Genomic DNA, 13,217 nt, shown 5'->3' with positions numbered 1-13,217 from the left:
CGGTGCCCGGCCCGGCGCACCCGGGCGGGCGGGCCCGCGCGGCTTCAGTACCCCCGCTCCGCCCCCGGCAGCCCCGCCGCGTCCAGGAGGTACGCCGTCATCGGCTCGTAGAAGCGCGGGTCGGTCACGTGGTCGTCGAGCGGGACCGTGACCCGCATCGTGCCTTCCAGCTCGCCGATGAAGAGCGCCGGGTCGTTGCAGTCCGCGTAGCCGATCGAGTCGATCCCGCGCCGGCCCGCGCGGCCCGCCCAGCCGTGGTCGGCGACGACGAGGCCGGGGAGCGCTTCGCCGTCGCGCTCCAGGCCGTCGAGGATCGCGTCCATGGGGGCGGGGGAGTGGGTGTGCCACAGGCTCGCCCCGGCCTCGTACACCGCGACGTCCGCGAACTGCACGACGCAGCCGTCGTCCGCGCGCAGCCCGCCCGGGATACGGACGATGTCGCAGCCCGCCTCGCGCAGCGCCTGCGCGGTGCGGCGGTGCAGGTCCAGGAGGGCGCCGGGGTGCCCGGTCGCGACGAGGACGCGCTCACCGGCCTCGGCGGCCTCGCGCAGGCGGGCCGCCATGCGGTCCAGGCCCGCGAGGGTCAGATCGGGGTCGATCGTGTCCTGGCCCTGGCGGTGCCCGGGGTCGTCGTTCACGCCGCAGCGCTCCGCCATGACGGCGAGGACGTCCTGCTCGTCGGTCCAGCGGTCGCCCAGCTCCAGCCCCAGCCACCAGTTGCGCTTGCCGTTGGCGAGGTGGCGGTAGTGGGCGAGGTTGTTCTCGCGGGGCGTGGCGACGTCCCCGGCGATACGGGTCTCCACGAGGTGCTGACGCAGGGCGGCGCGGCTCGGTATGGGCATGCGTCCCATTCTGCCGTGATCTCCGGCGCTTGGCCGGGAGCGGGGCCACCAACCCATGGCTCCGAGTCCGGGACACCGAGGGCTTGGTTTATGTCTATCATTTTGATTTAATGACTCGGCCAGGGCCTCACGCGGGCACCACGAGGGAAGGAACAGCATGCCGGGCGACATCTCCGTCAGCGGTCACGCGAGCGCCGCCGCGACCTCGCTGCCCCACTACTGGAGCCGTGTCGTCGGCGCGGGACGAGCCAACGAGGGGCTGCGGGCCGACTGGCAGCGCCAGCTCACGGAGGCCAAGCGCGAGGCCGGGTTCGAGTACATCCGCTTCCACGGGCTCTTCCACGACGACATGTTCGTCTACACGGAGCGCGAGGACGGCACCCCCGTCCACAACTTCCAGTACGTCGACGCGCTCTTCGACTTCCTCGTCGACCTCGGTGTCCGCCCCTTCGTCGAGTTCGGCTTCAGCCCCCGCGCCCTCGCCCGCGAGACGAACACGGTCTTCTGGTGGGGCGCCCACGGCGCGCCGCCCGTCGACCACGCCAAGTGGGGCGAGCTGATCAGCCGCATCACCGCGCACTGGATCGCCCGCTACGGTCTCGCCGAGGTCCGCACCTGGTACTTCGAGGTGTGGAACGAGGCCAACCTGTGGGGCTTCTTCCACGGCACCCGCTCCGAGTACTTCGCGCTGTACCGCACGACGGCCCGCGCCGTGAAGTCCGTCGACGCCCAACTGCGCGTCGGCGGGCCCGCGACCTCGAACTTCGTCCCCGACGCCCGCTTCGACGGCGAGCGCGAGGACGTCGACGCGCGCGTCGTCGTGGGCGACGAGAACATCGACACCTACGACTGGCGCCCGGTCTGGTTCGACTCCTTCCTCGCCTACTGCGCCGAGGAGAACCTGCCCGTCGACTTCGTCTCGACCCACCCGTACCCCACCGACTGGGCGCTCGACGCGCACGGCCAGGGCCAGAAACTCACCCGCGGCAAGGACGCGACCCCCGTGGACCTCGCGCTCCTGCGGGACCTGGTCGCGAAGAGCCCGTACCCGGACGCCGAGATCCACCTCACCGAGTGGTCCTCGTCCTCCTCGCCGCGCGACCACACGCACGACACGCTCCCGGCCGCGACCTACGTCACCCGCTCGATTCTCCATTCGCTGGACACCGTGCACTCCCTCTCGTACTGGACGTTCACGGACGTCTTCGAGGAGGGCGGCGCGGGCGACGAGCTGTTCCACGGCGGCTTCGGCATGATCACCCTGCCCGGCATCCCCAAGCCGACCTTCCACGCCTACCGCATGCTCCACCGCCTCGGCGACGAACTCCTCGAAAACGGCGAGGACCACGTCCTCACCCGCGACGCCGCGAGCGGCAGGCTCACCGCGCTCGCCTACCACTACCCGGCCGAGGAACCGCGCTCCGTCCCCGCCTCCTTCGACAGCCGCGACCTCGCCCGGGCCACCGAGGCGAAGGGCACGCCGCGCACCCTCGTGGTCGAGCTGGACGGCGTCGCCCCCGGCACCCCCTTCCGGATCGAGATCCTCGACACCGAGCACGGCAACGCGCTCGGCGCCTGGCGTGCCCTCGGCTCGCCGGAGGACCCGACACGCGAGCAACTCGCCCACATCGACCGCCTCGCGCGCGCCACCGACGTCCGCACGGCGCGGGCCGGCGCGGACGGCGTGCTGCGGTACGAGGTCACGCTCGCCCCCTGGGCGCTGGCGCTGGTCCAGCAGCTCTGAGCGGGGGCCCACAGACTGGCGCGGGGGTGGTGGTACGTAACGGGACGGCGGCACCGGCTCGTGACGCCACCCCCGCGCCGCGTTGTTCCGGGCCGGGCGGTGCTGAGGTCCGGCACCGGCCGAGCCGGTAGCATTTCTGCAAATCGACGCACCGGAGGGGCGGTACACCCCCCGGGGTCCGGCGCCCGCGCCGCTCCCCTCCGGGGCCGGTAACCGTCCAGGAGAGACCCGAGCGTGACGACAAAAAGGGCGAGTGCCACGAAGACGTCGATCCGGCGCGGGACCAATCTGCCCCGCATGGGGGACTTCAACGAGTCCGTCGTGCTGGACGCGATCCGCCGCCACAAGGCCGGGCTCAGCCGCGTCGAACTCGCCGAGGCCACCGGGCTGTCGGCGCAGACCGTCTCCAACATCACCCGCCGCCTGCTCGACCAGGGCGTCGCCCGCGAGTCGGGCAAGCAGTCCACGGGCAGCGGCAAACCGCGCACCCTGCTCCAGGTCACGCCCGGGGCGCGGTACGCGATCGGGGTGCACCTCGACCCGGCCGTCATCACGTACGTCCTGCTCGACCTCCTCGGCACCGTCGTCGCCCGCCGCAGTGAGCCGACCCCGCGCGGCGTGCACACCGAAGCGCTGCTCGCCGGGATGGCCGCCTCGGTCGGCGCGCTCGTCGCGGACTCGGGCGTCGACCGGGACCGCGTGCTCGGCCTCGGCATCGCGGCCCCCGGGCCCGTCGACCCGGTCGCCGGACTCGTCATCGACCCGCCCGAACTCCCGGGCTGGGGAAGCGTTCCGCTGCGCGAACGCCTGGAGGCCGACACCGGTTTCCCCGCGTTGCTCGACAAGGACGTCATCGCCGCCGCCGTCGCCGAGCGCTGGTCGGGCGCGGCCACCGACAGCCGCAACTTCCTCTTCTTCTACCTCGGTACGGGCTCGGGCATGGGCCTCGTCGTGGACGACACCGTGCTGCGCGGCTCCTCCGGGAACGTCGGCGAGGTCGGCGGTCTCGGCGCGGCGTGCTCCAGCCGCGCACTCGTCGAGGAGGCCATCGAACTGGGCGCCCTCGGCCCCGAGTTCACGCCGACCGACCCGCAGGACGCGCAGCGCGGCCTGGAGCGGCTGGCCAGCGTCGCCGCCGACGGCGAGCCGCGCGCGGCCGGGATCATCGACCGCTGGGGCGTACGGATCGGCCGCGGCGTCACGGCCGCGGCGACCCTCCTCGACTCCGACACGATCATTTTCGGCGGGCCGCTGTGGCCGCTGCTCGCGCCGCGTCTGCTGCCGCTCATCGAGCCGATGGTGGCGGAGTCGCCCTTCGTGAAGCCCGTCCATCCGACGACGGTGACGACGACGGCGATAGGGGAGGACGTGGCGGCGGTGGGGGCGGCGTGTCTGGTGCTGGACCGGACGTTGTCGGCGCAGCCGAGGTCACTGCTCTTGGCCTGACGGCCGGGGCGGGATTCGGGGCGCTGCCCCGGGCCCCGCCCCGGCCCCGGCCGGGGATTTCGGGGCTCCGCCCCGGACCCCGCTCCTCAATCGCCGGAGGGGCTCAATGGATTGGCCCCCTACGGCCTTTGTACGCTCCCGTCCCCGTTCCTGAGCAAGGCCCAGCGGTCGTGGCGAAGCGGCTCGGGGACCGGGTACGCGCGGGCCGCGACCTCGTCGAAGTCGACTCCCAGGCCCGGGAGTTCGGTGCCGTGGAAGCGGCCTTGCCCGGGGACGGGGGTGCCCGGGAAGACCTCGCGGGTCGCTTCCCTGAAGGTCGCCGCCTCCTGGACGCCGAACGCGGGGGAGCTGAGGTCGAGGCCCAGGTTCGCCGCCATGCCGACCGGGCTCACGTCGCCGGGGCCGTGCGGCGCGGTGCGGGCGCCGAAGAGCTCGACCGCCGCGACGAGCTTGCGGGTCGGGGTGAGGCCGCCCAGCGTGGGGATGCGGATGCGGGCGAAGTCGATGACCTGGCGCTGGAGGAGGGGCAGGTACATCATCACGTCGTGGTACAGCTCGCCGACCGCGAGCGGCACCGAGCCGGCCGCGCGGAGCTGGTCGAAGTGGGCCGCATCCTCGGGCGCGAGCGCGTCCTCCAGGAAGAACAGCCGCGCGTCCTCCACCTCGTGGACCAGCTCGCGGGCCTGCGAGGGCGTCAGCCGCTCGTGCGCGTCGTGCAGCAACTCGACGCCGGTACCGACCCGTTCGCGGATCTCGCGCAGCACCGGCGGTACGTGGCGCAGGTACGCGAGGGAGTCCCAGCTCCCGGCGCGCAGCTCACGGCGGCGGGCCTCGGCGGCGTCGCGCGGCGCGGTCCCGTACGTGTCCGTGCCGGGCACCGAGACCTGCACGCGCACGTGCCGGTAGCCGCGTTCGTGGGCGGCGAGCACCTTCTCGGCGATCTCGCCCGCGCTGTCGCCTTCGACGTGCGTATAGGCCGCGGCGGCCTCGCGCGCCCGGCCGCCGAGGAGCTGGTGCAGCGGGAGGCCCGCGACCTTGCCCTTGATGTCCCACAGCGCGACATCGATGCCGGCGAGCGCGTTCTGCCCGATCGAACCGCCGCGCCAGTAACCGCTGTTGAAGAGAAGTCGGTGCAGGTCCTCGATGTCGGACGGGTCGCGGCCCACGAGCATCGGGGCGTAGTAGTCGTCGACGACGGAGCGGATCGCGAGGGTGCGCTGCGGGTCGGAGGCGCAGCCCAGCCCGTACAGGCCCGGCTGGTTGGTCTCGACGCGCACGATGACGTACGGGCAGCCCTGCGGCGCGGTGAGGAAGGTGCGCACCGCCGTGACGCGCAGGTGCTCCGAGGCGTCGGCGGGGGTGCTCCAGGGGGCCGGGGCGAGGATTTCGGCGGCGGCCTCGGGGGAGACGGCGGACGCGGCGGGGGCGGCTGACGGGGTGTCGGCGGGAGTGGAGTCGGAGCGGGCGGACGAAGCCATGGGAGCCCTCCGGGAAGGCTGTGTGCCGGTGCGGTGGCGGAAGGTATTTCCGCGGTTTTTCCGTGCGGTGACGACTGTTGACACCGTACATCAAGTCGATTTAGATTCCAGGAACTGCTTCGAGAGAAGCCGGTGGGGCTGAACGGACAGCTCTGAAGAAAGGCGCTGGGAACGTGAGAAGACTTCTCCCCGTCGCGCGCCGCACTTCCCTCCTTGCCACGGTCGCCGCGCTGAGCGTCCTGGCCGCGGGGTGCGGTGCGAGCGGCGGCGGGACGGGTTCCAGGCAGGGTGAACTGTCGATGTGGACGTTCAAACAGTCCCACGTGGCCGCTTTTCGCGCGGCCGCGGAGAAGTTCACGGCCGAGACCGGGACCAAGGTGAACATCCAGGCGTACACGCCCGACGACGCCTTCTCGACCAAGATCCAGGCCGCGGCGCGGACGAACGACCTGCCCGACGTCATGGAGGTCCATGCCAAGGGCGAGGACTTCGGGCTCGGGGGCGCGGGGCTCGTCGCCGACCTCTCCGGCGACGTGGACGAGGAGTGGCTCGACCGCTTCATTCCGCAGGTGAGGGAGGACGGCACGGTCATGAAATCCGACTACGAGGACTCCCTCGCGGAGGGCTCGAAGACGCTCGGCGTCGAGGAGGGCGACCGCTACAGCGTCCCCGTCACGGTCGGCACGCAGGGCATGGTCTACCTCAACAAGGACCGCGCCGCGAAGGCCGGCATCACCGAACCCCCCACCACGTGGGAGGACTTCATCGCCGACCTCGGCAAGCTGAAGAAGGAGTTCGGCGGCAGGGGCGGTCTCACGATCGGTCTCAAGTCCCCCTCCACCGCGATGGAATGGATCATGCAGCCGATGGCCTACGGGCTGCTCGGCAAGAAGCGCTTCCAGGAGCTGTTCGGCAAGGACGCCTCCAAGGGCTGGTCGAGCGCCGACGGGCAGAAGGTCCTCGACACGTACATGGGCGTCCAGCCGTACTGGATGCCCGGCAGCCAGACGAAGACGATCGACGAGGCCGACCTCGCCTTCGCGCAGGGCAAGGCGAGCGTCGACGTCGGCGGTACGTACACCCTCGCCTTCCTCGCCGACAACGGCTACGACGTCGGCAACCTCATGACGTTCCCCGTGCCGCCCCCCGCCGCGGCGAAGACGCCCGACCTCCAGATGGCGCCCTTCTCGCTCACCGGCCTCGCGATGACGAAGAAGACGCGGAACAAGAAGGAGGCCCTGGAGTGGATGAAGTTCCTCTCCAGGCCCGACATCGCCGCGCTCTTCGGCAAACGGGCCAACGACGTCCCGCCGAACGGGTTCACCGGCGCCCAGGCGAAGAAGCTCGGGCCGACGCTGAACTCGATGCGGGCGAGCTTCGGCACCGACCCGGACGGTTACAACCCCACCATCACCACCTACCGGCCCGCCATCTACGACGCGGGCAGGGTCGGCGCCGTCCTCGCGCAGATGACCCCGCTCAAGACGCTCTCACCGAAGAGCACGGGGTCCCGGATGAGTTCCATGATGAAGTCCTACTGGGCGGAGCAGGGCTGATGGCCACCGACATCGACGCGGCCCCGGCGGCCGTGCCCCCGCGGCCGAGGACCAACGACGTGCGCAAGCCGCGCGCCCGGTTCAGGGAACGCCGGAACGAGGCCGCCTGGGGATACCTCTTCGTCGCGCCCGCCGTGCTCCTCTTCCTGCTCATGGGCGCCTACACCGTGGTCTACGGGTTCGGCCTGAGTTTCGCGCAGTGGAACGGCTTCTGGCCGCAGTGGCACTGGCGCGGATTCAAGAACTACACCGACCTGCTCGGCGGTTCCCCGACGTACGGTCCCCTCGTGAAGAAGGCCGCCACGAATACCCTGTGGGTGGTCATCGGCGTCCCCGTCCTCACGGTCCTCATCGCCTTCCCGCTCGCCATCGTGCTGAATTCGGTGAAGCGGTTCCAGGGAATTCTGCGGTCCGTCTATTTCGTGCCGTACGTGACGACCGGAATCGCCGTCTATTTCGCCTGGAACTACATTCTCGAACCCGGCGGCGCGATCAACCTGCTCCTCAAGGCGGTCGGTCTCGGCAGCCTCCAGCAACCGCAGGGCTGGCTCGGCGACCCGGACACCGCGCTGCCCACCATGATCGTCGTCATGGTGTGGTCGGCGGTCCCCGTCGCCATGCTGCTCTACCTGACCTCGCTCCAGTCCCTGGACTCCTCGCTCGTCGAGGCCGCCCAGATCGACGGCGCGGGCTGGCTGCGCACCACGACCTCCGTGATCTGGCCGCTCGTGAAGCCCATCACCGTCGTCGTGATCCTGCTCAACGTCCGCGACTCGCTCCAGGGCTTCCAGTCCTTCCTGATCATGACCAACGGCGGACCGGGCGACTCCACGAGCGTCCTCGGCCTGGAGACCTACCGCCTCGCCTTCCTCAACGAGATGTCCCCGACCCTCGGCCTCGCCAGCGCCCTGGGCTGGCTCCTCTTCCTCGCGGCCCTCGTCGTCGCCTTCATCAACCAGCGCGCCATGAGGAGGATCGGATGAGCACCACGCTCAGTGCCCCCCGCGCGACCGCGCCGGGCGCCGTCGCCGGGAGGCGTACCACCAAGAAGGGGACGCCGGTCACGAAGGTCGTCGTCCGCACGGTCGTCGGGCTGCTCCTCGCCGGATACGCGGCCGTGAGCCTCTACCCGTTCCTGTGGATGGTCTCGGCCGCGTTCAAGACCAACTCCGAGGTGCAGGCGGGCGGGCACCTCATCCCGCACCACCCCACGCTGCACACCCTGACCGACACGTGGAACCGGCTCGACTTCTTCGACTACTTCCTCAACAGCGTCAAGGTCACCGTCCTCACCACGGTCCTCGTCGTCGTCATCTACTCGGCCGCGTCCTACGCCTTCGCCACGCTGGACTTCCCGGGCAAGAAGTGGCTCTACCGCCTCTTCCTCGTCCTGCTCTTCGTCCCCGGCGTCGTGACCCTGCTGCCCGTCGTGCTCCTGGAGTCCAGGATGGACATCCTCGGCACGCACTGGGGGCTCATCCTCCCCGGCGTCAACGGCAGCGCCCCGCTCGCGATCCTCATGCTCACCAACAGCTTCACCGCGGTCCCCGGCGAGCTGCGCGAGGCGGCCCGCATGGACGGGGCCGGAGAGCTGCGGATCTTCGCGCGGATCTACCTGCCGCTGACCCGGCCGGCGCTCATCACGATCGCCCTGCTCACCGCGATCCCGACGTGGAACGAGTACCAGCTCGCCCGGATCTCCCTCAACGACCCGAGCAGGTACACCCTGCCGATCGCGCTCCAGCAGCTCCAGTCCTCGAACGTCGTGCAGTACAACTCGCTCATGGCGGCGGCGCTGATCATGGTGGTACCCGTGATCATCCTCTTCCTCTGCGCCCAGCGATACTTCGTCAACGGGCTCGTGGGAGCGGTGAAGGGGTAGCGTCCCGCCGTTCCCCTCCGGGAGACGCACCGCACCACCGCGCACAACTCAGGAGTACCAAGGTGACCGAAGAACACGAGGCCGCGCACGGCCGTACGGTGCTGGTGACCGGCGCCACCGGGGACATCGGCCGCGCCGTCGTCGCCGACCTGCTCGCCCACGGCTACCGCGTCGTCGGCGCCGACCTGCGCGCCCCCGAGGCGGAGACCGGCTGCGCGGCCTTCGTCGCGGGCGACCTCGCGGACGCGAAGACGGTGAGCGGGGTCTACGACACGCTCGCCGCCACCGCCGGCGAGGACGGCATCGCGGGCGTCGTCCACCTCGCCGCGTACCCCGCGCCCGGCATCGTCTCCGAGGACGAGACGCTGCGCAGCAACGTCCTCGCCGCGTACGTCGTCCTCCAGGAGGCCGGGCGGCGCGGCATCGGCCGCGTCGTGGCCGCCTCCAGCCTCTCGGCGCTCGGGCTGGCCTGGGCCGATCGCGAACTGCACCCGGCGTACGTGCCGGTCGACGAGGAGCACCCCAACCTCACGGTCGACTCCTACGGCCTCTCGAAGGTCATGTCCGAGGAGGCCGCGGCCTTCACGACGCGCCGCTTCGGCACCACGACCGTCATGCTCCGCTTCCCCTTCGTCGGCATGGGCGAGCGCCTGGAGTGGCGACTCGCCCGCACCCACCAGGACCCGGGCGCCACGCGCCGCGAGCTGTGGGGCTGGCTGCACACCGAGGACGCGGCGGCCTCCGTGCGCGCGGCCCTCACCGCGCCGCTCACGGGACATCACGTCGTGAACGTCGCGGCGCCCGACACCGAGGCCCTGGAGCCGAGCCGCGAACTGCTCGCGGCCCACCACCCCGGGGTGGAGATCCGGGGCGAACTCGACGGCCACGACACGCTCTTCGCCACCCGGCGGATGCGGGACCTCCTGGGCTTCACGCCGCAGCACACCTGGCGCTGAGCGGCGGCCGGTCCGGCCCGTACCAGGGGGAGGGCCCCGCACCACCTCGGTGCGGGGCCCTCCGTCTGCCGTGAGCCGTGCCGTCGGCTCTTTCGGGTGCCGTCGCGTCAGCCCTTGCGGCGCCGCAGCCGCGTCCGCAGGGCGGCGTACGTCCCGAGGAGCAGGGCCACCGTGCCGGCCGCGGCGGCCCACAGGACCCCGTTGCCGGTGCTGGAGAGGCTGCCGCGGTGGTGCGGACCGGGGGCCGGGGCGTGGCTGCTCGGCTCCGGGGTCGGTGTCGGGTGCGGGGTCGGGGTCGGGGTGGGTGTCGGCTTCGGGGGCAGGTCGTGGTTGGTGATCACGCAGCGCACGTCGGCGTCGCGCGTGAGCCGCACCGAGCCCTCGCGCACCGGGACCTCGTCGCCCGCGCCGTCCCGGCAGTCCCAGCCGGAGGACCGGTAGTGCTCCGGGCCGCCGCTCTCGCGCAGCCGGTACGTGCCGGGGGCGGCCTCGGCGCCGGTGATCTCCGGGTCCCCGTTCCGCCCGCTGAGTCCGGCGGTCGGCCCCGTGGCGCTCAGCAGCCAGTCGCGCGGGTCCGCCGCGCCGCCGTGCTCGTTGACGACCTCCTTGACGAGCGTGAGCGTGGCCGGGCGGTAGGTGTTGGTGTACGTGCAGGTGCCGCGGTGACCGGACGGGACGACGATCCCGGCCGGGTCGCCCTGGGCGCTCTCCCCGTCGACGACGCACGTGAGGTCGCTCAGCGCGTACCCCGCCGGGCCCTCGGACTCGGTGAGGCGGTACCGCGTGCCGGGCCGGACGAGGACGGTGGTGCCCTCCGCGTCGCCGGGCACCGTGCGGGCGGGCAGACCGGCGGGCCCGTCCACGGGGCTCGCCGCCAGGTCCCAGTCGGCGGGCTCCGCCGTACCCCCCTCGACCCTCTTGACGAGGTGGAGCGGCACCGCCTCGTTGGTCGCCGTGCAGGTCGCGTGCAGGCCGAGCGAGACGTTGACGCCACCGTTGATGCCGTCGTTGAAGCCGAGGTAGGGAGTGCCGCTCTTCCCGGTCGCCATGCAGTTCATCGAGCCCGTGGAGCGGGGGTTGGACTGGTAGTCGGTGCGGTCGTCGACCTGCTTGTAGGCGAGCAGTTCCGGGTCGTCGGACGTGAGCCGCTCGGCGAGCTGGTAGCGGGCGCCCGGGGTGACGGGCACGCGGGTCGCGGTCGCGGAGCCGCTCACGCCGTGGGGCCCCGGGAGGTCGCCGTCGCTCTCGTACGCGCGCAGGTCCCAGTTGCCGGTGGAGGGGCCGGGCGGCGGTACGACGTTCTTGGCGAGCGTGAGGGTCGTGTCGCACGTGACGTGGTTGGTGATCCGGTGCCGGTTCGCGCCCTCGTCGAGTGTCACGGTCGTCGTGGGGTCGGCCGGGGCGGGGAGCGGGCTGCCGTCGAAGTCGACGCCCGTCAGGGTGCAGTCGATGTCGTCGCCGAAGGTGACCTTCTCGCCGATCGTGACCCGCTGGCCCCGCTCGTAGCCGGTGCGGGGCAGGGACCACGACCACGGCGAGGTGCCGGAGCCGGTCGGGTCGCCCAGCCGGAGTGCGGCCTGGAGGTCGGAGGGCTGCTCGCCCTCGGGGTAGACGACGGGCCGGGTGCCGGTGGAGGCGACCGACCACTCCTTGTCGACCTCGACCGTCGCGGGGACCCGCTCCTCGGGCGCCTTGTTGATGATCGTGCAGCTCAGGGAGGAGTCCCGGGGGATGGTGACCGTGAACCCGGGCCCGCCGGGAGCGTTGGTCACCGGCACGGCTCTCTCGGCGACCTTGTCGTAGCAGGAGGCGTTGTCCCCGTCCTGCTGGACGAGGGTGTAGCCGGGCTGCTGGTCCTCGGTGACGTCGAAGTCGGCGCTGGGGGTGCCGTCCGCGTACGTGAGCGGGAAGTTCACCGCGCCCGTGCCGTCACCGGTCGTCGTCCGCGGCGAGACGGCCGAGGCGCCCGGCGTCGTCGTCGTGGCGCGGAACGTCCAGCCCTCGGGGGCGTTCGTGGTGGAGCCGTCCGGGAGCTGGATCTGCTTGACGACGGAGAGCGAGGGGGTGCAGTTCGCCAGGGCGAGGCTGCGCAGTGCCGTGCCCACCTGCGCGAAGTTCTGCTCCTGGAAGTAGTCGGCGGTCGCGATGTTCGCGCCGTTGTACCGGGTCTGCCCGGAGAGCGAGGCGAGGTTGAGGCTCGCGTTGCCCTGGACGCCCGCGCCGACGCCGACGGCGAGGACGCGGGTGCCCTCGGCCTTGAGGGCGTTCGCGGAGAAGATGCCGTTCTCCAGCTCGCGGAAGCGGGTGAGCGAGCCGTTGCCGCCGGGACCGCTCGGTGTCCCGTACCGGGTCGGCATGCCGTCCGTGATGACGACGGCGAGGTCGTACTCCTCGGCGGCGAGCGCGGGGACGTAGAGGGCGCGGTCCCAGTTGGTGGAGCCCTCGGCGGTGCTCTCGTTCCAGCTCGCGTAGGTGTTCTTGAAGGCGGTGGCGTCCGCCGTCGTCGAGACGGAGGCGAGCTGCGGGGCGTTGGCCCCGCCGCGTTCGGCGGGCGAGAAACTGGAGAAGGTGAAGCGGGCCATGCTCGACGGGGTGCCCTGGAGCGCGTCGACGAAGGTGTTCGCGGCCGTCTTGAGCGCGCCGACGCTGCCCTGCATCGAGCCCGACAGGTCCATGACGAGGGCGACCTTGAGGCCGCACCTGTCCGGGAGCGCCGGGTTGTTCCTGGACTGCTGCCAGGTGCCGCCGGAGGCCGACTGGTTGCTGGCGCCGCTGCTCACCATGAATCCGTTGACGCCGTTGTCGGTGGAGCTGTAGGTGGTGTCCGCGTGCAGCACTGGCGTCTGGAAGCGGTACGGGGTCGTGTTGCTGCCGCCGGTGCGCAGCTCGGGGTTCGCGTACCAGCCGGCCGGGGCCGCGATCTGCCTGACCCAGAAGCGCGCACCCGCGTTGGCCCCGCCCGTGTCCGTGCCCGGCACGACGAAGGAGCAGTCGCCGTCGCCGTCCGAGACGCACTCGCCGACCAGGGCGCCGCCGCTCGCGGTGGTGTAGAGACCGAGCCGCGTCCCGGCGAGCGGGGCCACGGTCTGGTCGCTGTTGCGGTCGCCGCCGGTCTTGACGGTGACGACGGAGGTCGTGGCGGTGGGGGCGGGGACGGTACGGGGGGCGGGTTTCGCGGCGGCGGGCGACGCGGCGGCGTGCGGGTTCGCGGTGGCCTGCGGGTTCGCGGTGGCCTGCGGGTTCGCGGCGCCGAGGAGGAGGGCGGGGAGGGCGGCGAGAAGGGCGGCGGTCCGCAGCGGGGCGGCGGTCCGCG

General features: G+C 72.0%; 9 protein-coding genes. 6 read left to right on the top strand and 3 right to left on the bottom strand.

All coding sequences use genetic code 11. The features are described from left to right. Positions 1–44: 44 nt before the first annotated feature. A complete protein-coding gene (locus tag G3I42_RS24990; protein WP_164289521.1) occupies positions 45–842 on the bottom strand; it encodes a phosphatase in 798 nt (265 codons plus the stop codon). Between the two features lie 157 nt (positions 843–999). Between G3I42_RS24990 and G3I42_RS24985 the strand changes: the two genes are divergently transcribed. Both G3I42_RS24985 and G3I42_RS24980 read left to right on the top strand, forming a co-directional pair. Continuing rightward, positions 1,000–2,586: a beta-xylosidase gene (locus tag G3I42_RS24985; protein ID WP_164289519.1), complete on the top strand. Its 1,587-nt coding sequence runs from the start codon at positions 1,000–1,002 to the stop codon at positions 2,584–2,586. A gap of 234 nt (positions 2,587–2,820) precedes the next feature. After that, complete coding sequence (locus tag G3I42_RS24980; protein ID WP_164289517.1) at positions 2,821–4,032, top strand: ROK family transcriptional regulator; 1,212 nt, start codon at positions 2,821–2,823, stop codon at positions 4,030–4,032. A gap of 119 nt (positions 4,033–4,151) precedes the next feature. Here G3I42_RS24980 and G3I42_RS24975 read toward each other — a convergent pair whose 3' ends face one another. Then, a complete protein-coding gene (locus tag G3I42_RS24975) occupies positions 4,152–5,510 on the bottom strand; it encodes an enolase C-terminal domain-like protein (RefSeq protein WP_164289515.1) in 1,359 nt (452 codons plus the stop codon). Positions 5,511–5,683: 173 nt separating this feature from the next. Between G3I42_RS24975 and G3I42_RS24970 the strand changes: the two genes are divergently transcribed. The 4 genes from G3I42_RS24970 to G3I42_RS24955 all read left to right on the top strand — a co-directional run bounded on the left by G3I42_RS24970 (position 5,684) and on the right by G3I42_RS24955 (position 9,904). Then, positions 5,684–7,066 (top strand): extracellular solute-binding protein, encoded by a 1,383-nt coding sequence (locus G3I42_RS24970; protein ID WP_343244655.1) that lies wholly within the window; start codon positions 5,684–5,686, stop codon positions 7,064–7,066. Then, positions 7,066–8,049 (top strand): sugar ABC transporter permease, encoded by a 984-nt coding sequence (locus G3I42_RS24965; RefSeq protein ID WP_164289513.1) that lies wholly within the window; start codon positions 7,066–7,068, stop codon positions 8,047–8,049. Before G3I42_RS24970 ends, G3I42_RS24965 begins: the two co-directional genes overlap by 1 nt. After that, positions 8,046–8,948 (top strand): carbohydrate ABC transporter permease, encoded by a 903-nt coding sequence (locus tag G3I42_RS24960; protein ID WP_164289511.1) that lies wholly within the window; start codon positions 8,046–8,048, stop codon positions 8,946–8,948. Before G3I42_RS24965 ends, G3I42_RS24960 begins: the two co-directional genes overlap by 4 nt. Before the next feature lie 62 nt (positions 8,949–9,010). Next, positions 9,011–9,904, top strand: coding sequence for an NAD(P)-dependent oxidoreductase (locus G3I42_RS24955; RefSeq protein WP_164289509.1), 894 nt, complete (start codon positions 9,011–9,013; stop codon positions 9,902–9,904). Between the two features lie 107 nt (positions 9,905–10,011). On the opposite strand, the gene G3I42_RS24950 is transcribed toward G3I42_RS24955, so the two are convergent. Then, positions 10,012–13,217, bottom strand: a 3,206-nt coding sequence (locus G3I42_RS24950) for a VWA domain-containing protein (RefSeq protein ID WP_164289507.1), incomplete at its 5' end; no start/stop codon positions are given.

Origin of the sequence: Streptomyces sp. SID11385 (assembly GCF_010548245.1) — a bacterium.
In the GTDB taxonomy this organism is placed as follows: Bacteria; Actinomycetota; Actinomycetes; order Streptomycetales; family Streptomycetaceae; genus Streptomyces.
The sequence above is the reverse complement of the archived record's forward strand: the minus strand, read 5'-3'. Positions and strand labels throughout refer to the sequence as shown.

Coding starts and splice junctions, on each gene's coding strand:
- G3I42_RS24990 (WP_164289521.1), bottom strand. CDS start 842: ATGCCCATACCGAGCCGCGCCGCCCTGCGTCAGCACCTCGTGGAGACC.
- G3I42_RS24985 (WP_164289519.1), top strand. CDS start 1,000: ATGCCGGGCGACATCTCCGTCAGCGGTCACGCGAGCGCCGCCGCGACC.
- G3I42_RS24975 (WP_164289515.1), bottom strand. CDS start 5,510: ATGGCTTCGTCCGCCCGCTCCGACTCCACTCCCGCCGACACCCCGTCA.
- G3I42_RS24965 (WP_164289513.1), top strand. CDS start 7,066: ATGGCCACCGACATCGACGCGGCCCCGGCGGCCGTGCCCCCGCGGCCG.
- G3I42_RS24960 (WP_164289511.1), top strand. CDS start 8,046: ATGAGCACCACGCTCAGTGCCCCCCGCGCGACCGCGCCGGGCGCCGTC.